General features: G+C 47.8%; 24 protein-coding genes. 18 read left to right on the forward strand and 6 right to left on the reverse strand.

Translation table 11 applies throughout. From position 1 onward, the window contains the following. Positions 1–20 precede the first annotated feature (20 nt). The 8 genes from ACTHPG_RS22210 to ACTHPG_RS22245 all read left to right on the forward strand — a co-directional run bounded on the left by ACTHPG_RS22210 (position 21) and on the right by ACTHPG_RS22245 (position 8,210). The gene (locus ACTHPG_RS22210) at positions 21–1,160 is read left to right on the forward strand and encodes a CgeB family protein (RefSeq protein WP_440391561.1); all 1,140 of its coding nucleotides are present in this window, start codon (positions 21–23) and stop codon (positions 1,158–1,160) included. A gap of 66 nt (positions 1,161–1,226) precedes the next feature. Further along, a complete protein-coding gene (locus tag ACTHPG_RS22215; protein WP_440391562.1) occupies positions 1,227–2,852 on the forward strand; it encodes a glycosyltransferase family 4 protein in 1,626 nt (541 codons plus the stop codon). A gap of 14 nt (positions 2,853–2,866) precedes the next feature. Further along, positions 2,867–3,958: a non-hydrolyzing UDP-N-acetylglucosamine 2-epimerase gene (gene wecB, locus ACTHPG_RS22220; RefSeq protein WP_433746696.1), complete on the forward strand. Its 1,092-nt coding sequence runs from the start codon at positions 2,867–2,869 to the stop codon at positions 3,956–3,958. Further along, positions 3,951–4,937 (forward strand): polysaccharide biosynthesis protein, encoded by a 987-nt coding sequence (locus tag ACTHPG_RS22225; protein WP_427440065.1) that lies wholly within the window; start codon positions 3,951–3,953, stop codon positions 4,935–4,937. The genes wecB and ACTHPG_RS22225 overlap by 8 nt, the downstream gene beginning before the upstream one ends. Further along, positions 4,934–5,761 (forward strand): dTDP-4-dehydrorhamnose reductase family protein, encoded by an 828-nt coding sequence (locus tag ACTHPG_RS22230; RefSeq protein WP_440391563.1) that lies wholly within the window; start codon positions 4,934–4,936, stop codon positions 5,759–5,761. Before ACTHPG_RS22225 ends, ACTHPG_RS22230 begins: the two co-directional genes overlap by 4 nt. After that, positions 5,743–6,684 carry an NAD-dependent epimerase/dehydratase family protein gene (locus ACTHPG_RS22235; RefSeq protein WP_440391564.1) on the forward strand — a complete coding sequence of 314 codons (942 nt, stop codon included), beginning with the start codon at positions 5,743–5,745 and terminating at the stop codon, positions 6,682–6,684. The genes ACTHPG_RS22230 and ACTHPG_RS22235 overlap by 19 nt, the downstream gene beginning before the upstream one ends. Beyond that, complete coding sequence (locus tag ACTHPG_RS22240) at positions 6,681–7,397, forward strand: glycosyltransferase (protein ID WP_440391565.1); 717 nt, start codon at positions 6,681–6,683, stop codon at positions 7,395–7,397. The genes ACTHPG_RS22235 and ACTHPG_RS22240 overlap by 4 nt, the downstream gene beginning before the upstream one ends. A gap of 96 nt (positions 7,398–7,493) precedes the next feature. Further along, positions 7,494–8,210: a glycosyltransferase gene (locus ACTHPG_RS22245; RefSeq protein WP_440391566.1), complete on the forward strand. Its 717-nt coding sequence runs from the start codon at positions 7,494–7,496 to the stop codon at positions 8,208–8,210. A gap of 480 nt (positions 8,211–8,690) precedes the next feature. On the opposite strand, the gene ACTHPG_RS22250 is transcribed toward ACTHPG_RS22245, so the two are convergent. Then, on the reverse strand, positions 8,691–8,861 hold the full coding sequence (locus tag ACTHPG_RS22250) for a hypothetical protein (protein WP_440391567.1): 171 nt from the start codon (positions 8,859–8,861) through the stop codon (positions 8,691–8,693). Next, entirely contained in the window at positions 8,858–10,096 is a 1,239-nt protein-coding gene (locus tag ACTHPG_RS22255; protein ID WP_440391568.1) for a glycosyltransferase family 4 protein, read from the reverse strand. Before ACTHPG_RS22255 ends, ACTHPG_RS22250 begins: the two co-directional genes overlap by 4 nt. 185 nt (positions 10,097–10,281) lie before the next feature. On the opposite strand from ACTHPG_RS22255, the gene ACTHPG_RS22260 reads away from it, so the two are divergent. Then, positions 10,282–10,641: a hypothetical protein gene (locus ACTHPG_RS22260; protein WP_440391569.1), complete on the forward strand. Its 360-nt coding sequence runs from the start codon at positions 10,282–10,284 to the stop codon at positions 10,639–10,641. A gap of 262 nt (positions 10,642–10,903) precedes the next feature. Continuing rightward, positions 10,904–12,388, forward strand: a complete 1,485-nt coding sequence (locus ACTHPG_RS22265; protein ID WP_440391570.1) for a DHA2 family efflux MFS transporter permease subunit — start codon at positions 10,904–10,906, stop codon at positions 12,386–12,388. A 66-nt stretch (positions 12,389–12,454) separates the two neighbouring features. On the opposite strand, the gene ACTHPG_RS22270 is transcribed toward ACTHPG_RS22265, so the two are convergent. Beyond that, positions 12,455–13,528: a glycosyltransferase family 4 protein gene (locus tag ACTHPG_RS22270; RefSeq protein WP_440391571.1), complete on the reverse strand. Its 1,074-nt coding sequence runs from the start codon at positions 13,526–13,528 to the stop codon at positions 12,455–12,457. A 474-nt stretch (positions 13,529–14,002) separates the two neighbouring features. Here ACTHPG_RS22270 and ACTHPG_RS22275 point away from each other — a divergent pair, with 474 nt between their 5' ends. From ACTHPG_RS22275 to ACTHPG_RS22300, 6 genes are all read left to right on the forward strand, one after another. After that, the gene (locus ACTHPG_RS22275) at positions 14,003–15,172 is read left to right on the forward strand and encodes an ABC transporter ATP-binding protein (RefSeq protein ID WP_440391572.1); all 1,170 of its coding nucleotides are present in this window, start codon (positions 14,003–14,005) and stop codon (positions 15,170–15,172) included. Next, entirely contained in the window at positions 15,169–15,885 is a 717-nt protein-coding gene (locus ACTHPG_RS22280; protein WP_440391573.1) for an ABC transporter permease subunit, read from the forward strand. The genes ACTHPG_RS22275 and ACTHPG_RS22280 overlap by 4 nt, the downstream gene beginning before the upstream one ends. Positions 15,886–15,889: 4 nt before the next feature. Then, entirely contained in the window at positions 15,890–17,284 is a 1,395-nt protein-coding gene (locus ACTHPG_RS22285) for a GldG family protein (RefSeq protein WP_440391574.1), read from the forward strand. Then, positions 17,281–18,297 (forward strand): DUF4340 domain-containing protein, encoded by a 1,017-nt coding sequence (locus tag ACTHPG_RS22290; protein WP_440391575.1) that lies wholly within the window; start codon positions 17,281–17,283, stop codon positions 18,295–18,297. The genes ACTHPG_RS22285 and ACTHPG_RS22290 overlap by 4 nt, the downstream gene beginning before the upstream one ends. A gap of 210 nt (positions 18,298–18,507) precedes the next feature. Continuing rightward, the gene (locus tag ACTHPG_RS22295; protein ID WP_440391576.1) at positions 18,508–19,497 is read left to right on the forward strand and encodes a YhcN/YlaJ family sporulation lipoprotein; all 990 of its coding nucleotides are present in this window, start codon (positions 18,508–18,510) and stop codon (positions 19,495–19,497) included. 246 nt (positions 19,498–19,743) lie between these two features. Then, positions 19,744–19,968, forward strand: coding sequence for a helix-turn-helix domain-containing protein (locus tag ACTHPG_RS22300; RefSeq protein ID WP_017692532.1), 225 nt, complete (start codon positions 19,744–19,746; stop codon positions 19,966–19,968). A gap of 205 nt (positions 19,969–20,173) precedes the next feature. On the opposite strand, the gene ACTHPG_RS22305 is transcribed toward ACTHPG_RS22300, so the two are convergent. Next, the gene (locus ACTHPG_RS22305) at positions 20,174–20,563 is read right to left on the reverse strand and encodes a hypothetical protein (protein ID WP_440391577.1); all 390 of its coding nucleotides are present in this window, start codon (positions 20,561–20,563) and stop codon (positions 20,174–20,176) included. Further along, positions 20,560–20,820, reverse strand: a complete 261-nt coding sequence (locus ACTHPG_RS22310) for a hypothetical protein (protein ID WP_440391578.1) — start codon at positions 20,818–20,820, stop codon at positions 20,560–20,562. Before ACTHPG_RS22310 ends, ACTHPG_RS22305 begins: the two co-directional genes overlap by 4 nt. A gap of 178 nt (positions 20,821–20,998) precedes the next feature. Between ACTHPG_RS22310 and ACTHPG_RS22315 the strand changes: the two genes are divergently transcribed. Beyond that, positions 20,999–21,538 carry a DUF4303 domain-containing protein gene (locus tag ACTHPG_RS22315; protein WP_440391579.1) on the forward strand — a complete coding sequence of 180 codons (540 nt, stop codon included), beginning with the start codon at positions 20,999–21,001 and terminating at the stop codon, positions 21,536–21,538. A gap of 141 nt (positions 21,539–21,679) precedes the next feature. Here the strand turns inward: ACTHPG_RS22315 and ACTHPG_RS22320 are convergent, their stop codons facing one another. Further along, a complete protein-coding gene (locus ACTHPG_RS22320; protein WP_440391580.1) occupies positions 21,680–22,039 on the reverse strand; it encodes a hypothetical protein in 360 nt (119 codons plus the stop codon). Between the two features lie 227 nt (positions 22,040–22,266). Here ACTHPG_RS22320 and ACTHPG_RS22325 point away from each other — a divergent pair, with 227 nt between their 5' ends. Further along, positions 22,267–23,130, forward strand: coding sequence for a MurR/RpiR family transcriptional regulator (locus ACTHPG_RS22325; RefSeq protein ID WP_440391581.1), 864 nt, complete (start codon positions 22,267–22,269; stop codon positions 23,128–23,130). Positions 23,131–23,132: the final 2 nt, after the last annotated feature.

Raw genomic sequence — 23,132 nt, forward strand, 5'->3', positions numbered from 1 at the left:
AAAAATAAAGGAGTGGCGGTATGTCTCTCAAACACCGTAAAACCAAAAAGGTTCATGCACCTGTACTGAGCCTGGCTGATCAAGCGCGCAAAAATGGGCAACATGCCGGATATGACGCAGGTAAGGAAGAAGGATATCTGCGCGGTCGCGCCAACTATATTGTGAATTGTGCACAGGAACCGTTGCCCTTCCGGCAAATTCACGTGTTGTATGTATCTTCGGGTAAAGGCTTCCCTTACTCTCCGTTGGATGAGGCCATCATGGCCACGTTACAGGGAATGGTCGCTCAGGTAACCCTCACTGATCCGCGCCAACCGGTTTCTGAAATTGCATTGCAGACGCGTCCTGATCTGGTGCTTGTGTTGGATGGCATGGATATTCCCATCGAGCATATCGATGCGATTCGCCAAGCCGGCATTCAGACGGCGATCTGGTTGACCGATGATCCGTACTATACAGACATGACACTTGATATCGTAAAACATTATGACCATGTCTTCACGTTGGAACTGAACTGTATTGATCTATATCGACAAATCGGCTGCACGTCGGTTCACTACCTCCCTTTTGCCGCATTCACCAATCATTATTTTCCGATTACAACACCTTCCACGTTAAAACGGGATGTCAGCTTTATCGGCTCGGCTTACTGGAACCGGGTATACTTCTTCAATCCGATCATGCCTCAGTTGATGTCACACAATACGGTATTTAACGGAATCTGGTGGGATCGTCTGCCTGAATATACTGCCTACGGTGAGAAGATTGAACTCGGCCGCTGGATGAGTCCTCAGGAGACCAATGATGTGTACAATGGCACCAAAATTGTCATTAACCTGCATCGATCCCACGAAGATGATTCCGTCAATAATAATCACCTCAAAATTCCGCCAGCTTCACCGAACCCGAGAACGTTTGAAATTGCCGCGTCCACGACGCTGCAGTTGACCGACGCACGGGATGATATTGCGCGTTTCTACAAACCGGGTGTGGAGATTGAGACCTATTCCTCGCCGCAGGAGTTACTCGACAAGGTGGAATATTATCTTACTCATGAGAAGGAACGCCGTGAGATTGCCCTTCGTGGACTCGAACGTACCCTGAAAGACCACACGTACGGCAAAAGAATTAATGAAATGTTAACCATCATATTTCCTTAATCCTGGCCGGGAGGAGGTGTGCACAGTACCCTGTATCGGACATCCGTATACAGGGTCCGTGCGGCCATGGCAACGAAACCAAAGATGATGTTATTTTCACATGTATGCAATACTCGCAGCATTACAGGTGCAGAGAAGCTGCTGCTTCATTTTATGAGAGAGATCGGTACGATCTTTGAATGTGTGCTCGTTGTTCCCCAGGAGGGAAAGCTTGCGGGGCTTGCCCGAAGATTCGGCATTCAGGTCAAAATATGCACTCTGCCGATGCTTCACGGTGTGTACACACCTTACTTGGGTATTGCAAATGATGCGGAGCAACTTCGCCATACACCAGCCTATCAGGAAGTGATCTCCCTCATCCGGGAGACTGCTCCCGATCTGATTCTAACCAACACCTGTGTCAATGTGATGCCGGCTGTAGCGGCAAAGTCTCTTCAGATTCCGGTCATCTGGAAGATTACCGAGATCATTCATACGAATGAACATACATCCGAGGCGATCCAGATGATTGGACGTTACGCCGATTGGATTATTGGGATATCCGAAACAGCAGTGGCCCCATTCCATGAAGCTGGCATGGGTCACAAATTGACGATTATTTCTCCTACCTGGGAACCCGGGCTACCCGCACCGGACCGCTGGGTTCAGCTGCGCGAACGCAAGCGCAAGGAACTCGGTTTCAAATCATCGCAGACCTGTATCGGTTATATTTCTTCATTTATATATGAAGCCAAAGGATTGAAACCTTTTGTGGATATGGCCTTGAGGATCTGTGAAACGAATTCGCGCTGTCGCTTCTGGATCATCGGGGCACCATCGGATAAAAAGTATTACGACGAGTGTGTATCACGGGTGAGAAAATCCGGGTATTCACGCCGATTTACCTTCACTACGTTCGAAGAGAACGTATCTCTGGCGTATACCGCCATGGATATCGTGGTCATCCCAAGCATGGTCAAAGAAGGATTCGGCATGACCGCACTGGAGGGTCTGTATTTTGCCAAACCCGTCATCGCTTTCGCTCAGGGTGGACTGAAGGAATTAATGGAGTCCGTAGGCAGTGGTGCATTTCTGGCCCCACCGGGCGATAGTGAAGGGCTTGTCACCTTGGCGACAACCTTGTTGAATGATTCAGAGCTGGCTTCGAATACGGGATGGCGCAATCGGACAGAAGCGGAAAAGCTCTACGGGCTTGAAACCTACCGCACGAAACTGCATACGATGGTGACACAGTGGTTATTGCGTTTTCCCGGATGGTTTGCTTATATCCAACCTCCGAATGGACCTGTGTATACCCATGGGGAGGGAGGACTACGCACTGTACTGGTTCTGGAACCGGCTACGGTTCGGGCACTGTTATTCCCGCTGACTGTCATACAGGCGTTGCCACAATCCACATTACCTCCAATCGCATTGGGTCACGATGCTCCTGTTGCTTCAGCTACTGGCCCAACGGCAAAGTTGATTCAACAGAGAGGCAAAACGCGAAAACGTCGTCGCAAGCCACTTGCATCTCATTCTCGCCGAGACCTTACGAGGCTGAAACGTACTTCTGGAACTGGCAGACGTAAGGGGAGACACCGTACAACGAAGGGACCGCGTCCGCATATGGGGAAATCGGCTAGCCGCAGACGCAAATCTGCCAAGGCGGGACGTAGCCGGGCAGGGCGCAAAGGTTCCAATACAAGATGAAGGCAGGGATTACGATGAAGATCATGACGGTGCTGGGTACGAGACCTGAGATCATTCGGCTCAGCCTGATCATTTCCAAGCTGGACCAGTACGCGTCCAAACATATTCTGGTACACACGGGACAGAACTTCACGGAAAGTCTCAGTGGTCTCTTTTTCAAGGAAATGGGCCTGCGCGCACCGGATTACGTTCTTCAGGATGAAGCGGCCTCTCTGGGACGACAGCTGTCCTCGATGTTTACGCAGATGGAAGATCTGATATTGCAGGAGAAGCCCGATAAATTGCTGCTGCTTGGTGATACCAATAGTGCATTATGTGCAATATTGGCTGAGCGCATGGGTGTTCCTGTTATTCATATGGAAGCAGGCAATCGTTGCTTCGACCTGGATGTGCCTGAGGAGAAGAATCGCAAGGTTATTGATGCCATCTCCACCGTCAACATGCCTTACACGGAACAGAGCAAGAAACATTTGGTCAGCGAAGGTGTACCAAGCAGGCGCATCGTGCTCACGGGCAATCCCATCTATGAAGTAATGCAGCACTATGACGCACAGGTAAGTTCGAGCAAAATACTCAAAAAGCTCAAGTTGAAGTCCGGGCAGTACTTTTTGGTTACTGCTCACCGAGCCGAGAATGTGGATCATGCTCCTCATTTGCTGGAGATTATGAAAGGGTTGAATCAAGTCGCAGAAGAACACGGGTTGCGTGTGATCTGCAGCATTCATCCGCGTACGGCGATTCGGATTGCGGAGCATCTGCAACTGGAGATGAATCCGTTGGTAGAGTTTCACGAGCCGTTTGGATTCTTTGACTTTGTGATGCTCGAACGTCATGCACGCTGTGCGCTCACGGACAGTGGTACTGTGCAGGAGGAGTGTTGCATTATGGGCGTGCCAACCGTAACGATGCGTCGGACTACCGAGCGGCCCGAAACAGTGGATTGCGGCAGCAATGTGGTCTCCGGTCTGGATGCCGCGCGCATCGCTGATTGCGTGAAAGTCATGACAACGATGTCTGCCGATTGGGATTGCCCGCAAGGTTACAAAGCAACAGATGTATCCAGTAAAGTGGTTAAATTTCTGCTTGGAGGGAAAATGCATGTTTGAAAATAAGCGTATACTCGTGACTGGTGGTACGGGATCATGGGGTTATGAACTTGTGGCTCAACTGCTGCCCCAGCAGCCCAAAGAAATTATTGTATATTCCCGGAACGAGTCCAGCCAAGTGGCCATGAGTCGTGAATTTGAAGACCCGCGTCTTCATTTCCGGATTGGAGATATTCGTGACAAGGATGCGTTGACGGCGGCTTGCCAGCATGTGGACTATGTATTTCATCTGGCAGCGCTCAAGCATGTTCCGGTGTGTGAAGACCAGCCTTACGAAGCGCTCAAAACCAATGTGATTGGTACACAGAACGTGATTGAGGCTGCGATTGAGAACAAGGTGGAAAAAGTAATCTATATCTCGACTGACAAGGCTGCCAATCCGTCCAACTTCTACGGCATGACCAAAGCGATCGGCGAGAAATTAATTGTATATGCCAACTTGTTGCACAGTGACACGAAGTTTGTTACGGTACGGGGCGGTAATGTCCTGGGAACGAACGGCAGTGTGGTTCATCTGTTCAAGAATCAGATCCGCCAGAAAGGGCAGGTCTCCATCACGGATATGAGTATGACCCGGTTCTTCCTCACACTGAAGGATGCAATTACCCTGCTGTTCAAAGCTTCGGTGGAAAGTGTGGGCGGAGAGATCTTTGTCATGACGATGCCAACCTGCAAAATCGTTGATCTTGCGGAAGTGCTGATTGAGGATTCCGGCGTGGAGAATGTGGCGATTGTGGAACGGGGCATTCGTCCAGGTGAGAAAATCCATGAAATTTTGATGAGTGAATTCGAGAGCATGACCACCGTTGTCTACGATGAGCAGTACCTGGTTATTCTTCCTACCCTGGGTATACCGGGTCTGCGTGAACATTATACCAATTGTCCCCCAGTCTCCTTTAACAGTTTCAGTTCTGAACACCAGCTCATGACCAAAGAGGAGATTCGTGAAATTCTGAAGCGCGGAGGATTCTTGTCATGAAACTGCTGATACTTGGTGGAAACGGAATGGCCGGCCATATTCTGGTCGACTATTTCCGCCGTCAAGGTGTGCACAGCGTCTTCTACACATCTCGGGATGTCACGGACCCGAATGGTCTGCTCCTGGATGTGAACGACAGCTTCATGGTTGATCGACTGGTAGAAGCGGTGCACCCGGATGTCATTATTAATGCTGTGGGTGTGTTGAACAGCTTCGCAGATGAGGACAAAATCACCGCATACCATATTAATGGTTTCCTGCCGCATCGTCTGCGGCGGGTTGCGGATGAGATTGGTGCACGTCTGATTCATATCAGCACAGATTGTGTGTTCAGCGGGGACCGGGGAGCATACCGGGAAGATGATGTTACGGATGGAACGTCTGCTTACGCCATCACCAAAGCGCTTGGGGAAGTGCAGGATGAAGGCCATCTGACGATCCGTACGTCCATCATTGGACCTGAGATTCGGAAAGGCGGCATTGGTTTGATGCAATGGTTTATGTCCAGTTCAGGGGAAGTCGGCGGGTATACCCGCGTATTCTGGAATGGTGTAACCACGCTTGAGCTGGCCAAATGGGTCGACCATTACCTGACTTCTTCCGTTAGTGGTCTTATCCACCTGGCTCATCCGGCGCCTGTCAGCAAGCATGACCTGCTTGTGTTGTTCAAGCAGACCTGGGATAAGCAGGATGTGACGATTGTGCGTGATGACAGTGTAGTGCAGGACCGGACACTGGTGTCCACTCGCGAGGATGTGAAGACAGACCTGCCGGATTATTCTACAATGCTGAAGGAGCTGGCATTATGGATGGAGCAGAGCTGACAGGCAAGAAAGTGCTGATTACAGGCGCCTCCGGTTTTACCGGGCGACATGCCGTATCTTATTTTCAAGAAGTTGGTGCAGGGGTTGCAGCAGTCGTCCGCAGACCGGATGTGCATTCGTTTGGTAAAGATACGGAGGTCCATGTCTGTGATCTGAACGATAAACAGCAAGTACGTCATCTGATCGGCGAGGTGCAGCCCGACTATGTGCTGCACCTCGCTGGCAAAAATTCAGTGCCTGATTCATGGGCTGATCCGCTACTGGTCCTGGAGACCAATGTAATGGCCGTGCTGTATTTACTGGATGCGCTTCGCAGTTGCCCGGCAGCACGAACCGTTATTGTAGGATCGAGATTAAAATATACGCCAGAACCTGGCCGGATTCCCCAGCCTCCGCATCCATACAGCCTCAGCAAAGCGCTGGAAGAGATGGTGTCCTTGTCGTGGATGTCACTCTTCGGACAACAGATCATGCTGGCAGAGCCGGGAAATCTGATTGGTGCAGGTCCTTCCACAGGCATCTGTTCACTGCTTGCGCGCCATGTTGTTGCCTGTGAGCAGGGTGGCAAAACCGAGGCTTTCCGTCTGTCTGGACGGGACAATACCCGTGACTTTCTCGATGTGCGGGATGCGGTCAGAGCGTATGCGACCCTTCTGGTACAGGGGGCCAGTGGTACGGTATACCCGGTGGTGTCTGGTGTCGAGCGCAGTCTCGGTGAGATTGCAGATCTGTTGCTGTCCATGACAGAAGCGGAAATCCCTGTTCGCTGGGATGGAGCATCTTCTGGTCCGGACGGTTCGGGAAAACAGGAGGAATTATCACTTCTGCGCAAGCTTGGCTGGCAGCCGATGATTCCAATAGCCACATCGCTTCAAGATATCTTAAGTGATGTTCGTGCCCAGCAAGGGAGGACGACAAGTTGAATCCGAGAGTGTCCATTGTCATTCCATTCTATAACTGCCCGTATGTGCCTCAAGCGATTCAGAGTGCCCTGAACCAGACGTATCCTGATGTGGAGATCATTGTTGTGAATGACGGTTCCATCCGTCATGCCGAGTTGCTTCAACCCTATCTTCCTTACATTAATGTACTTGGCAAAAGCAATGGCGGAACGGCTTCGGCACTTAATCACGGCATCCGTCATGCCTCTGGTGATTATGTAGCCTGGCTCAGTTCGGATGATTTTCTGTACCCGGATAAAATTCGTTATCAGCTTGAGTTTATGCAGCGTGAGAATGTACTCGTCTCGTACACGAATTTTCACTATATCAACGAGCATTCTGCTGTTACCCAAATGCATGGTGGACCTGAACCGATGTCGGATCTGGACTTACTGCGACGGTTTGTTAACGGCAATCCGGTCAATGGCTGCACAGTCATGATTCGCAAGGATCTCTTTAGCGGAGTGGGGCTGTTCGATGAGCTACTGCCTTACACGCACGATTTGGATCTCTGGCTGCGTATTCTTCTGAACGGTCATCGTTTTCCATACCTGAATGAACCACTTACTGCGTATCGTTGGCATGGGGGCATGGGTTCACTTCGTCATGCGGATGTGATCGGCAGAGAGGCATCCATGGTATGGTCCAGATATCGCGAACCGTTGTTGCAGCGAATCGCAGCGCTTGGCGGGTAGCGTAGGGAGGGCGGTTATGAAGGTCACCAGGTGGCTGATTAACGCCCTCTTTGCGCAGCATTTTACCTAAGGCAGTAAGAGGAGGGGGAGGGCCGAATGGAGCCGAAAGTATCGATCGTCATTCCTTTTTATAATTGTGCGTATATCGAGCAGGCGGTTCACAGCGCCATTCACCAGACGTATCCGCATATTGAAGTGATCGTGGTGGATGATGGGTCAACCGAGCACGTGGAGCGGCTGGAGCCATTCATGGAGAATATCCGTTATATTCGCAAAGAAAACGGCGGAACCGCGACAGCATTAAATGAGGGCATCAAGCATGCGACGGGGGATTACTTTGTCTGGCTTAGTTCAGATGATGTGATGCTGCTGGATCGGGTGGAGAAGCAACTGAAGTTTATGCGAGAGGTTAAGGCTTCATTCTGTCATGGTGCCTACCATTATGTGAATGAGAAAAGTGAATGGTTGGATACGGTGCAGCCGGAAGTCGGCAGTCGTCTGGAGATGTTGCAGGTACTGCTTGAAGGTTGTCCGATCAACGGCTGTACGGTCATGTTAGAGATGGATGCATTTGAGCGGTTTGGCTTGTTCGATACCGATTTTCGCTACACCCATGACTATGAGATGTGGATGAGACTGTTTCCGATGTATGAGCTGTTCTATTACAATGAACCTCTGATGTGCTACCGATTGCATGAGTCGATGGGAACCAAACGGCATTTCAAGGCACTGGTTGCCGAGATGGAAAAAGTTCAGGAGAAGCATAGACCTATTTTACTCAATTTGCTTCAGGTTGGCGGTTATTGGAAATAGATGGATTTGACTGATGATGGCTGAATGGAATTGGTGTTAAAAGGATAGAAGAGCACCCTTATCAAGCATGTTTAATGTGCTAGAAGTGGGGGAGCTCTTTTTTTGTTCCATGGACGATCCTTGGACAGGTAGGTAGGAGGGTTGCCGAAGTCTCTGTATAATGAAATGAGCGCTAACGAATGTGCAACGTCTTATTAGGGAATTACCATGAAAAACAAATCCTAACGAATCTCAGTCACGTTATTCCTTTGCAGAATGGCTCTTGAAGCTGGAATTCGACCATGATGGATGAAATAACGTCTCTGTGATTCGTTACAAGAAAAAACTGTGCAAAAGGAACCACTAGCGTGTTCTGGGTTCGTTAGAGTACAACACAATAAAATCAAATAAGGGGTGTCCTCTGTCATTCATATGACAAATGGGACACCCCTTGATTAGTATTCCGGCATGTTATACCTAGAAGGCATATCATTGGACAATTCAATCTTTTGAATTCATGATCGCCATCGATGCCGGATCGGGAAATACATAGCTTTTGGGCAGCTTCTTCATCAATTCATTCATTACTGCGTAATCCACGTCGATGTGAGGTGTGGAGACAGGCGTCGAGAACCAGCGATTGTATAGATCACTCGGTACAAGTAACGTCATATCGGTTGTCCTCCTCTGTATATGGCTTCTTGGTAGACTTGAAATGTACGAAATCCCATCACTTCCAGTGAACGGTGTTGTTCAGCCCAGGCTTTTGCCGCAGCTCCCACTGTTCTCCGGGTAACATCATCCTCCAATAGTGCATCGAGTAGTTCGCGAAGCGAGTCGACATCCTGCGGAGGAACAACCCAACCTGTACGTCCAGGTTCGACCATCTCAGGCATGCCGGCTGTACCACTGACGATAACAGGTACACCCGCCAATTGTGCTTCGGTAACGGAGAAAGGCTGGGTGTCCTGCAGGCTGGGCTGGACATAGATGTCTGCATGGCGCAGGAAGGAAGGAATATTGTCCAGCTTGCCCCAGAACACAACATCGGCTCCAATGCCAGCACTCATAGTCTGTGCGCGCAATTCATCGAGCAGATTACCTTCTCCAGCGATCCAGCATACCCAGTCGGAACGTTTACTTTTCAGACTGGCCAGTGCCTTGATTAACACATGAATGCCCTTGATGTATTCAAGCCTTCCAGTAAAAGCAATGACTTTCTTACCCGCAGGTGGTCGCTGGCGGAACTTCACAGCTGCTGAGGCACGGTAGGTTGGCAGATCTACAGCATAGGGGATCTGTCTGAACTTTGATTCAGGAACTGCAAGTTCTGTAAGCGTACTCTTGATCCAGTGGCTTGACACCAGAATGAGCTCCGATTGTGCTGCACTTCGCTCCTCCAATGAGAGAAAATAACGCCCACGCTTGGATTGCAGATATGAAGGGAGAGTAAGCTGCGGGTTGGAATTTTGAGCATCGTAAAAGGCTTCGCGTGCAAGAGCGCCATGATAGCTTGTTACGAGGGGAACATGACGGTTCAAGATGCGCTTTATCGCTACGGCGGCTACCGGATCTTGCGCATGAATAACGTCATAGTGGTTCACTCCCAGATAAGCGGCGCCCATCTCGAAGGCATATCTATTCAGTTCATAATAAGCGAGAAGAGGATCGGCGGTGAATTGTGGCAGATCGGTCGGATTGAGTTTGGCTTGCAGCATGGGCCACACCGTATCCTTGGAGAAAGCGCGGTTCAGATTACGAACATATACTTCGTTCTTGGCACCATTGGTGCCCATGATATCAACCTCAACACCAAGTTCGATCAGCCTGTCGGCAAGTTGTTTAACATAGGTCCATATGCCACCCATATGTGTAAGCTCCCAATACGTAACGAGCAGAACTCTCATAGCTACCTCCTTGTCACGGCCTGCACCGACCGAGCTTCTATGCTTTTATTCTATGAAAAAAGAGGACTGAAAGGTCGGGCATTTCCGTGCAATTGGTCGAAAATGGGTGAATGCAAATGGCAATGGACGAGAGGAAGCATATCCTATGTATAGAGAGGCTCATGGTGCCGAAGGAGGGATCTGTAATGGCGGCATATTTAATCCATATTCATGAAAATTTCTTGCAGACGTTTGTTCCCATCAAGTACATGGACGTGGAGCTGGCCTATGTGGGGGGCGAGGAAGGCACCGATGTTTTTGTTGGTGGAGCCGGTATGCACGGAGAATTGTACCGACATCTTGTTCATATAGGGTCCAATACGAGGGGAGCGGGCGGTAATCAGGTCATTCATAATCTGGACGTAACTTCCGAGCCTTATGAGCTGAGGATTATCAGCAACAGCTCTTTACCGAATCATCTGGTTATTCGATTGTATTGCAGGAGTATTCACGGTCAGACATTGGGCATACTGTCAGAATGTCAGATGATGAAACTTGCAGATTGATATGGAACTAATTGAATAGTCAAGGATCAACCATTGTGTGGAGCAGGGAAGTGCCTGTTCCATTTTTTTTGTGTGGCATCCATAGAGAAATGTATGAAAAAATAGCTTGACAGCAAAGGTATTTTCATTAAAATTAGATCAGTATTAAACGAAAGTTTAAAACGACGATTTAAAACGATAGTTTGAAATTGGTCGTCAATATAGGCTGAGTGAGACGCATGGATAACTCCGTGATCTCCTGCCGGAAAAGAGTGTGGAGAACGTGAAAGAACAAACAGCAGTACCCCAGGAGGCGGCAGAGTTTTCAATTAAAACGATCATACTGCCCCTTCTGGCTATTATCGTCGGGATGATTATGGTTATTCTGGACAGCACGGTTGTGAATGTAGCCATTCCGAATCTCGTTCAATATTTCGAGACGGATCTGAAGACCATCCAATGGACGGTTACGGGATACACCCTCGCTTTGTCTGCGGTGATTCCGCTGGCAGGCTGGTTAACGGACCGTTTCGGTGCCAAAAGAGTATTTCTGTTCACGATTGCCATGTTTACCTTGGGTTCTGTATTATGCTCGATCGCCCAATCACCTGAGCAATTAATCATTTACCGGGTCATTCAGGGCCTCGGGGGAGGCATGGTTGCTCCTATTGGAATGGCAATGGTCTTTCGTCTGGCTCCTCCTGAACGAAGAGGTTCGATCATGGGTATGCTCGGAATTCCGATGCTGCTTGCTCCTGCACTCGGCCCGGTATTGTCCGGTTGGTTTATTGAATCACTGAGCTGGCACTGGATCTTCCTGATTAACTTGCCTATTGGTATTGCAGCGTTCATTTTATGTATCAAATTTCTGCCTGATACAGATCGTGGACGCACGCCTGCACTGGATCTGCTGGGCATGATTCTGGCGCCGATTGCATTCTCAATGCTTGCTTATGGTGTGAGCGAGGGTGGAACGAGCTGGACATCTGCAACAACACTGACCGGTGTCATTGTGGGTGGTGTAGCGCTCATTTTGTTCATTATCGTGGAACTTCGTCATCAGAATCCATTGCTCGAACTCCGGGTATTCAAATCATCTGATTTCTCACGGGGCATTATTCTTGCATGGGTGTCACAAGTGGCGCTGTTCGGTGCGATGATTCTTATTCCGCTTTATTTGCAGCAGATCAAAGGATATACTGCATTGGAGACAGGATTGATTCTGCTTCCACAGGCTCTGGCCTCCGGAGTAGGTATGCCGCTCGGCGGCCGATTGTTTGATAAAATCGGTGCGAGACCTCTGGCTTTCGTGGGTCTGGGCATTATCTCGGGAGCGTTGTTTATTCTGTCCTCCATCACGGCAGAGACAGGTCTTGGACTGATCATCACGGCTCTGATGATGATGGGTCTGGGTATGGGCTTGTCCATGATGCCACTCAATACGCATGTATTGAATGCTGCACCACGTAAGCTGGTTGGACGGGTTACACCGCTTACGGCTGCTGCCCAACAAGTGGTCGTGTCCTTTGCAGTTGCAGGGCTTACCGGTTTCCTTACGTCAAGAATTGCAGACAATACAGCGAGTACGGATCCGACGGCTATAGTGCAAGGTCTGGTGGGGGGCTTCAATGATACGTTCTTCCTGGCCGCTTGTATTGCATTGTTCGGATGTTTGCTCAGTCTGATCCTGCGCAAACCTAAACCGATGCCGGAAGAAGAACTTCAAAATGGCGACAAGCCTGATCCCGCAATGATGATGGGACACTAAGAATTTATACAACAAACCATATTAAGGCAGTTCAGAGAATGTTGCTGAACTGCCTTTTTGTTATGCTCAATGAAAGATTCGCAGTGCGGTCATCATTTCACGGAAGGAATGGGCATATCGATCGGGTGAGAAAGACAAGCTCATGTGCTGTCTGCCCTGAATGCGGATATATTCCCGCAGTTTCTTGTTCGTCATGAGGTCCCTTGCTTCGGCTACAGCCGCTTTTACATCTCCAATTGGATAAAACTTTCCGGTCTGATTATGTGTGATAAAGGAGCGCACACCATCCGAATCCGTACTGAGCACCGGACAGCCACAGCTAATGGCTTCAGCGACGGCGTAGCCGAATCCTTCCAGCAGGGAAGTGGATAACATGATTCCCCCTGAAGCGGCAACCATAGAATAGTATGCAGGCATCTGAGAATGAGGAACATTGATGAAGATGCCAATTCGATCCTCAAGCCCGTATTCTGCCAGCATGTGCCGGAACATGACTTCATCTTCTGGATTAGCCAAAGATGGATCGTGGAATAACCATAGTCTCGCTTTTGGATTTTTTTTGATGATTTCACTCGATATGATTAAATATTCCCGCCAGTTTTTGTTATGTTCAAGTCGTCCTACCCAGGCCAGCACCGGATAGGGGGGCGTATCCACCAACATCGGTGCGAAGGTGTCCGTATCAAGCATATTGGGAATGACGAACCGATGAAGCCAAGGACAGATATGGATGAACATATCCAGCAGGTGGTCTGTAGGAGGTATAACGGCAGCATCGCAATGGGCTTGAAGGTAAGGCACACCCATCTGTATCGTTTCCAGAGCCTGATCTCGTGTTCCGAGTCCCTGCGCTTCATAAATGATTCTACCCGTATAACCAAGCGCTCTTAAGCGGCCGGGCATAGCGATGTCTGAAGTGGCGATAATCGCATCATAATGATGAGTATGAATCAAATGATGGATATCCTCGTCACTGGATGCGGTGAAAATGGGTGTATCACTGTTGTTCTGCAAACCTGAGCCTGTGTTGAGATACAATAGGTGCGCTTCAATGCCATGACGCTTCAGAACAGCGGTGCGCAGTCGATTTAACGTATCCACGCCACCGCTCGGAATATAAAACGTGAATAATACTTTCACACGATTCACCCTCTGACTTTTGGTCAGGAGCACATTCTCCTGTACTCTATGTTACGTTGGCTTTAAGTTCAGGGTGTGGGTGTTAACCAGATTGTTCACATTTTGGACAAAATTTTTTAAGCTATCTTTTAAGTGACATTAAGCTGAGGTTAGGATAGCTCACGTATTATACAAGGAACTTCCCGTGTACATCATTTATTACATAAGTTCAACGTAACATTTACACGATAACGGAGAGGGCAGAAATAACTTGAAGAAGCGAAGCGTTCGCCTGAAAGCTTTCTGAAAAGAAAGCTACATCGGAAGCATACGCTATCCCGGGATTTTTCCTTCTGAATGAAGGAATCAAAAAAATCTGGGGATAACAGTGATCGGAAGGTTATTCTGTCATCGGAGTGCAAGTGTAATATTTTCAGTTGAATTTATATAACGAACGATGGTGCACGGGTATTTTAACGGGAAAGGATGAATGATGTGCTCGAAGTGAAACAGGTCAGCAAAGTTTACGAAGGGCAACGCGGCGTACATCAACTGGATTTCACCATGGAACGTGGTGAGATTGTCGGGTTTCTCGGGCCAAATGGTGCCGGGAAAACAACAACGATGCGTATGATTACGGGCTATGTGCATCCAACCGCGGGTTCCATTATGGTCGATGGTGCATCGGTGCATGAGCAGGGTCAGCGCGTTCGTTCCAAGATTGGGTATCTCCCTGAAACTCCGCCACTGTATCCCGATATGACGGTGCAGTCCTATCTTAAATTTGTAGCCAATTTGCGGGATGTTCCGGCACGTGAGGTTAAGCTGCGGGTCAGTGAGATGGTGACCAGACTGGGGCTTAAGGGGCGCGAAAGGCAAATGGTACGTGGGTTATCCAAAGGATACAAGCAGCGTCTCGGACTGGCAGGAGCCATTATTCACAAGCCGGATCTGCTGGTCCTGGATGAGCCAACATCGGGCCTGGATCCCAACCAGATTATCGAGATCAGAGATCTGATTCGTGAACTGGGGGAGAACCATACGGTACTGCTCAGTACGCATATTTTGCCTGAAGTGAGCGCGCTCTGTAATCGAATGTTGATTATTAATCAGGGACAGCTCGTACTGGATGGTTCACCTCAGCATTTCGGATCAGCAATGGGGGATCAGTTCAAGGTGTCGATTGAAGTGAAGGCCACTGCGGAACAATTACATAATGTGCTGACACCGTGGGAGAAGGTGCGGAGTGAAGTCATTCAAGCGTCGGATGCAAATACCACCAAAGATACTTCTCTTACTTCAGATTCATCGAACACGGTCAAAATGCTTCTTACTGGAGAAAACTCGGAAGATTTCCGGGAGGAGCTGTTCTACCTTCTGTCTGGAGCAGGACTACCGATCCTGGAAATGAAGAAGGAGAATCTCAGTCTGGAGCAGATTTTCCTGAAGCTGACCACCACCGAGACAACAGTCACAGATACGAATTCGGCAGATGTGGATAAGGCTGCTGGGGCAGCAATGGATCAGGAAGTTACGTTGGACAACGAATCGTCGAGTATATCGGGAACATCACCGAGTACAACAACGAGTACAACAACGAGTACAACAACGAGTACATCAACGGATGCTTCGTCCCATTCCGGCAAAGGGGATGACTCCAAATGAGACGAATGATGGCAATATGTAACAAAGAGCTGCAAGCTTACTTTCTGTCTCCGACGTCTTATTTTGCTTTTGCCGTATATGTTCTGATGACCAGTCTGCTATTCTACTCCAGTTTCGTATATTACCAGCCGAGTATAGTCGATTATCGTCTCGTACTGGGGGATACGTTATCCATGCTGCTGTTTGTCGTGCCTTTATTAACGATGCGGCTGGTTGCAGAGGAATTCAGACAGGGCACGGATGAATTGTTGCTGACTTCTCCCGCACGCGTAACCGAAATTATTTTTGGCAAATATCTTGCTTCTCTGGCCATTCTTGTCGTACTCATCCTGTGCAGTCTGGTGTATCCGTTCATCATGTCGTTCTATGGAACATTGGATATGACCACGGTATTGATGTCTGCGCTGGGTTTATTGTTCCTGGGCGGAAGCATGATGGCGATTGGACTATTCGCTTCCACGTTATCGCAACATCAGATGGTGTCTGCGGTGGCGGGTTTTATTATTTTGCTCGTTTTGTGGATGCTTGATTCATTCGCAGGCAATACAGGATCTGCTTTACAGCAGTGGCTGGACCCGTTTGCACTGACTAACCGGTTTGACAGCTTCATGAAAGGCGTGCTTAGTGGACCGGATATATTGTACTATGTCACACTTTCAGGTGTTTTTCTGCTGTTAAGCATTCAAATTGTCGAACGGAAGCGGTGGAGGTGAGAAGATGAAAAAATGGTTAAGTCATACCAACAGTACCGTGCTGTCTGTAGCGGTGATTGGCATCTTTATTTTGCTGACACTATTCCTGAATTCACTTGGCGGCTTCCAGCTCGATCTGACCTCGAACAAACAATACACGTTGTCTGACCAGTCCCTTACTGCGATCAAAGACGTGAAGGATGACGTCAACATTCTGGTGTTAACCGTTGAAAATGCCAACAACACCGTGCTGAATCGTGAGGTTACGGATATGGTGGAGGAATACACGAAACGTAACAGCAAGCTGAAACTAAAACAATATAATCTGACGCAGGAACCAGCACTTGCATCCAAATACGGTATAACTGGCAGCTCCATTGTGCTGGAGCAGGGAGATCAGCACAAAGTGATTGATATCGCCAGTTTGTTCACTGCGACAGGTGACGGAAGTGACGGATCATATCAATTCACAGGTGAGGAAAAGCTAACACAGGCGCTCATGAATATGTCATCCACCGAGATGCATAAAATGGTCTTTTTGACCGGACATGAAGAGTTGAGTCTCGATCAGATGACTACATTGCAATCCTCTTTGGAACAAAATAATGTGCAGACGGAACCGTTGCAGTTAAACCAGGCCGGAAAGGTTCCGGAGGATGCAGATGTGCTTGCCATTATAGGTCCACAACGTGATCTCAGTGATGTAGAAATGAAAGCCATTCGCACCTATTTGAGCAATGGGGGCAAGCTGTTATTATCCCTCGGATTCGTAGAAGATATGAAATCCAGTTGGAAAAACATCGATGCCCTCATGGCAGACTATGGTGTCGTTGATGAGCATGCGGTCATGGTGGATAATCAGCAAGCCAGTACGATGGGGCCACTATGGGTGGTGCCGGAGTATGGTACACATGCAATTACGGACAAACTTGCTGCAAGCCAATTGTATCCGATGTTGTCGTTGTCGATTGCATTGACCAGCAAAGAACAGGATAAATATACCGTTTCCCCATTAATTCATTCTTCGAATGACAGTTACGGAGAGACGAATATCGGCGGGTTATTGCAAAATGAAACAACCAATGATGCCGAAGAGGACATTCAGGGTCCAGTGGAACTGGGTTATGCAGCCGATACGACGGATGGCAAACCGAAGGCGGTTATTCTGGGCTCGTCCATTTTCATGCAGGATTCGGATATTGCGAATGGCGGAAACAGGGACTTTATTTTGAATACGGTGAATTATTTGAGTGAGAAAGAAAATGGATTGACGATTCGCCCACGGGTACAAGCAGGCTATGAGATGGCATACCTGAACGGCGAACAGGCCAGAACGATTTTCTTCGTGGCTATTGTAGCGTTCCCGCTCATCTTTGTGATCATCGGTGTACTCTTATGGTGGAGGCGCAGACGGGTATGAGAAAATGGTTCCCAACGATTCTGGTGGTCATCGTTCTAATTGTGGGCTGGGTATATGCGGCCAATCAAAATTATTTTCGGGAAGAAGAAGCCGTGCAAGCCAAGTTGCTCGGTATTCAAACCGGGGATATTCAATCCATTACAATACATGACTCGACGGTGGAGACATCCGGTGCAGCAGCATCTTCGACCCTGACGCTGGAAAATGGCGTATGGCAGATGGTTGAGCCGAAAGCCTATCCCCTGAACGGTTACAGTGTTAGCAGTTGGCTGGATGCTCTGAGTGGTGCGAATCAGGAACTGGTGGTGGAAGAAACACCGGCGGATCTGGATAAGTACGGATTGGGAACAGATGCTGCACGCATGGATATCAAACTCAAAGACAATCGGGAGATCAAACTGGCGATTGGTGGCCAGCTTCCAGCAGATGATGCACGGTATGTGCGTGTTGATTCGGGCCCCGTAGTTGCCGTACAGACAGAGGCGATTACCAGCATAGCCTTGTCTCGTCGTGATTTGTTGGACACAACACCGTTCAACATGGATGAGACGAATGTGGGGTCACTGGAGTGGGAAGGTGGAGCCGCTACCTGGATGTTAACATCGACATCGGAGAACAGTGCTGCAGAGCAGGCCTGGACACTGAATGGTAAAACGATTGAAGCCACAGACGCCGTATCTCTTATCGGCAAAATCAAAAATCTGTCGACAGCAGATGACGTGCGCAAAGCGTCCGAGCTGAAAGGTGCTGTTCCACGATTCACCTTGTCTGTTGAACAGACGGTAAATGGACAACAAGTTCGAGATGTGTATCGGGGGCTTACGGTGCCATCCGAACCGGATCAGATTTGGGTCATTACGCCGGATGGTCAATGGGCATATGCCATGGATGCGACAAGTCTAACGGAAGCCGAGAAATTCCCGGATACAATTAAAGCTTCAACTACTTCTTCAGAAGAGTCATCAAGTTCTGCAAATGACAACACGACTTCCCCATCAACAGACGGGAAATGAGCGGGGCGGAATATAAGTGATATTATTGTGTTGAGATGCGAGTATTATTTCGAGCAGTGCTGCGAACGCAGCACTGTTTTTTTTATTTTATATAGCGAAGAAACACCTGAATCTACAGGGAAAGGTACCATATCCTTTCAGCATATCGGTCCGTACAGAAGCGCATCCTATCTTTGTGACCAAAACCAACATACATTGGAGGATGAGTACATGCCAGCAGTCAAAAAGGCAACCGCTATTACGTTATCATTATCTACTGCACTCTTTGTAATGGCCGGATTGACAGGATGTGGCACGAATCGGGATACCAACAATCTGCATACACAAAGTGTTCGTCAGCAAGCGAGCGGCATTAACCGTTATGGTGTGGAAACGAACGGCATGGATGGCATCCGTGCGAAAAGTTATCGCATGCATAATGTCACTGACCTGAAATCCAGTGAGGAGCTGGCCAAACGCATCACGGAGATGAAGGAAGTTAAATCCGCCCGTGTCATGTTAACGGATCGTAATGCATATGTCGCGGTTCGTTTGGCAGATGGTCATGCAGGCAAATTGGATAGCAAGTCCAATGGTCGTACAAGCATGCTGGATGGAACGATGCGTAATCATGCCAGTGATACCATGCGTGGGGGTAACATGAATCACGATATGGGTGGCATGCGTGTGAATGGCGGTACGGGCACGATGTCTCCGTACAGCACCAGTGGAATCGCACCAGGGCTGAACACAAATTCAGCAACGGATCGCAGCCATATGGGTAATGATCGTGGCATTTATGGCACGATGGGCACAGGCGCGGTTGGCATGATGCGTGGACTGACGAACAGCGGAAAAGCACGCGGGACGGACGATGGGCATTACGGCATGAAGAGTGAAGGACAGCGTGTAGATAGCACGGATGATAACACATCAGCTGAGATTAAAGGGAAGATCTCAGCCAAGATCAAGCAATTTGCACCGAACATCGAGAATGTATATGTATCAGCCAATCCGGAATTTGTGGAACATGTGGAGAACTATGCCACAGATATTCGTAACGGTAAGCCGGTCAGCGGCATGATCGATACGTTCCAATCCATGGTGGAGCGCATTTTCCCAACGAACGGAACAGATACCAATCACCGTGATGGCATCCTTGACGATGGCCTGATGAACCGTAATCACAACGGTGGGGTCATGAACCGAATGAATCGGTAGTTCATAAGACAGTTGAACAAGTGTGCCTTTGCGCAGATGGTAACATCCGCTGCAGGGGCATGTTTGTTTTACGAAATCATTAATACATATACAACTGCAGCTGTTCTCTTTGGACAATGAATCATATAATTACTGCCCATTTTTCTTATAAAACTGAACCAACGCCCTTGACTTGACATAAGATGAGTTGACTGTATCCCCTTAACCTTGTTACACCAACACAACCCGAGCAAGGAGGGGTGAACATTGAAGGGTATCGATCATAAAAGCAAATTTTTGTTGACCCACCGTGAACGCGAAGTATTCGAATTACTGGTTCAAGACAAAACAACGCGTGACATCGCAGGGCAGTTATTCATCAGCGAGAAAACGGTGCGTAACCATATTTCGAATGTGATGCAGAAACTCAATGTTAAGGGTCGTTCGCAGGCAGTTGTCGAGCTGATTAAGCTTGGAGAACTGAAGATTTAGTTGCGGATTACAGTTAGGATTAAGTAGCAGCATGAAAGCCTTTCTCTATTCTTTGTGATGAAGAATGGGGCAAGGCTTTTTTGCTGCTGATCTACAGTTAAATAATATCAGATCATTCGTTGTTACGGCATTGAAGTCGCCCAATCATTTTGTAAAAACATAAGCTATGTAATGACCACCATCCGAAAGGTTATCATTACATAGCTTATGTTAAAAATTGAACATTCATTAATTCAAAGTCCACTCTGCAAGAAGCTCTCATCATAAAATCAATGCCAATAATTCCGTCAAAGCCGTAAGGCTCCTGAATTGAACCAAGTTGAATTGGAAAATCAGTCAAAGCAATGTGCTCAATATGAAAATTGGGAATGTACTGTTCATAGCAAATTTCGCTCGTTCCACCTACCCCATACATTCTCTTAGCTCGTCCATTAATAAAATCAAGCTGTATACCTACTGCAGCTAATGCTTCGGTATCAAATACCGTTGCTGCACAGCCAGTATCAAATAAAATATTATGCAAAATGATAGATTGTTTATTATGTCTTATGGTCAAGGATACGATAGGTAAGCCTTGCTGTAGTTGTAGTTTCATGTTCGTTGCCGCACTCCTGAGAAAAATTCCTCTACTACCTCAACATCGTTTCTGCTCGTATGAAATACGTATAACTCGCGTGTCGGATGGAGCTTGTGCAGTTTTTTATAACCGCTCCAGGCTTCTTGAGGATTATCATAGTTTTGAATAACAGCGATATCCTCTAGTTGACGTACATGGTTGCTGGAGCTTGCCTTGATTGCTTCCACAAGTACAAAACGATCAGGGTGTAATTCAGTAATCTCTTCCCATTTCATCGGCATCACCTCGCTTGGATAGTCGTATTTTTATTATAGCATAGTTGTTTAAGGATATAGGAAGTAAGCGCGTTAAATGTAATTATGTGGTACCTTATAGTTATTGAGAGATTATATAGTACCAACTAATTAAATCTAAATCTGCATTAGTTGCATTAAAAATGAAAGGGCGAGCTGAATGGACCGTTTCTTAAATGAATTCGAAGAACAATTTCGAGCGGGGTTTCTACCCGATCTGGAACAAACGCTGGCTAAGGTGCAGCATGAAAAAGTATATGCTTGTGCATTTGGAACGGACAGTGATTGGGTTACCCTGTTTATGGCGGTAAATACGGAAGAATCCCTGGCGAGACATATTTCCAATATGAAGAAGCAAGGACTGTGTGATAGTGAGGAGGACGAGATCTATTACAGATGGGGCTGTTCCGAATATCAATATGGCGAGGATTCGCACTTTAACCACATCAGCCGATTGTTGTATGCAACAGAAGAGGTCCAGGAGTATAGGGATGAGATCATTCGAATCATCGCCAAAGTTGTGAATGAGACAACAGATGACGTTTTTGCCCGGTATGGACAATGCAAAGCAGATATTACGTTTTTCGTTTCCCTCACAGATGACGATCTGGCGGAGGAGATTGAGAATCAATCGGTTCATCAAATGACTGTTCCCAGCTTAGCCAGCGAGTTCTTAACACGATACGATGGCATGAATTAGACCGAGTTGACTTGAGTTGAATGGGAACTGGAATCAAAATAAATTGAATCGTTGTATTTTGAGAGTCTTTCCTCTTCTTTATCCAAAGAAGGGAAGAGGCTTTTTTTATTTTAGCGTGAAAAATAAATAACCTAATTCATATCACTTTATCACTTGTTGATTCCCCTGCATTTGAAGGAACGTCCTCCATCTTCTTTTCGAAAATGGCTGATAAAAGAGCTGCTCCAGTTCCTCGAACTGTGCTTCATTCAGATGAAGATAAAGTGCTCTTTTCGCTATTTTGGCGGCAGGCTGGGAAGAAGATTTCCGCCCTCCGGCTTTGCGTTTGATCGGAATATGAAATTGAAGCAGATTTTCGAGCTGATTCCAGCCTTCCCAACTGAGCCTACCTCCGCGTTTCCAGTCGATGGCATAGAGGGCATAGTAGGCATGTGCTTCTGTTTGTTTGGCAGCAATAATCCAGATGGAAGAGATGAACTTATCCCGTTGTCTTCGATTCATTGAATGGCTCCTCCTTTGAACGCGATCATATCTCGATTCTCAATATAAGGGATACCCACTATGTGTATCAAGCAGGTGAGTGTCTAAACACGTTCAGCATGAATGCGAAAGTCATGTGAAATTCCTCTTGATTTGCAGGATCGTCTTCATTAGAATGAAGTTATAAAAATGATTTTCTTAATTTATTAAAAATATATAAAAATAATTTTCATATAAGTGAGGTCCTTATGGCAGCCATATTACGTGCGTTGCAGCAAGAACTGAATAATCTTCCGTCTCAGGAACGCCGTATTGCGGAAGTCATTATGCAATCTCCATCGGATATTCCCGGCTGGACGATTAGTCATCTGGCAGAGCAGAGTGGCACCAGTGCGGCGACGGTGACCCGCTTTTGCAAGTCGTTTCATTTCAAAGGTTTTCCCGATTTCAAAATGAAGCTCGCCGCAGAATTGTCCCACGCGTCAGAGGAAACGGCGTATCAGGATATTGTTGCGGGCAACCCGCTCTCCAAAATTGTCGAAGCTATCGAAGCCAACCACCTCGCGTCTATTGCAGATACGACCCGTTTGCTGGATTTGGGCAGATTGGAGCATGCCGTGCAATTATTGTGCCAGGCTCGCCGCATTGATCTGTACGGTGTGGCTACCTCGTCGATTGTTACACAGGATTTCTATCAGAAATTGGTGCGGATTGGCAAGAGTTGTACTGCTTTCTCCGACTCCCACATGCAGATTACATCCGCATCTTCGCTCGCTGAGGGAGATGTGGCGATGGCCGTATCCTATTCAGGCGAAACACCCGAAACCATTGATGCCTTGCATTGTGCCAAACAGGCCGGAGCTTCTACAATTTCACTGACTTCCTATGGCAGTAACGCACTCGCAACGGTATCCGATATCCCGCTGTTCACTTCTTCTTTGGAAGAGGGCATGAGGCGCGGAGATATGGCTTCACGTATTGCCCTGCTGCATGTGGTCGATATTTTGTTCACAGGTATGGTAAGTGCCGACTTCGACCGTTTTATCCCGAGATTGGAACAATCCTATCACAACGTGCAGTCCTATCGCGTACAACACAACGGAGGTGCTTAACC

Source organism: Paenibacillus sp. SAF-068, from assembly GCF_051967555.1.
GTDB lineage: Bacteria > Bacillota > Bacilli > Paenibacillales > Paenibacillaceae > Paenibacillus.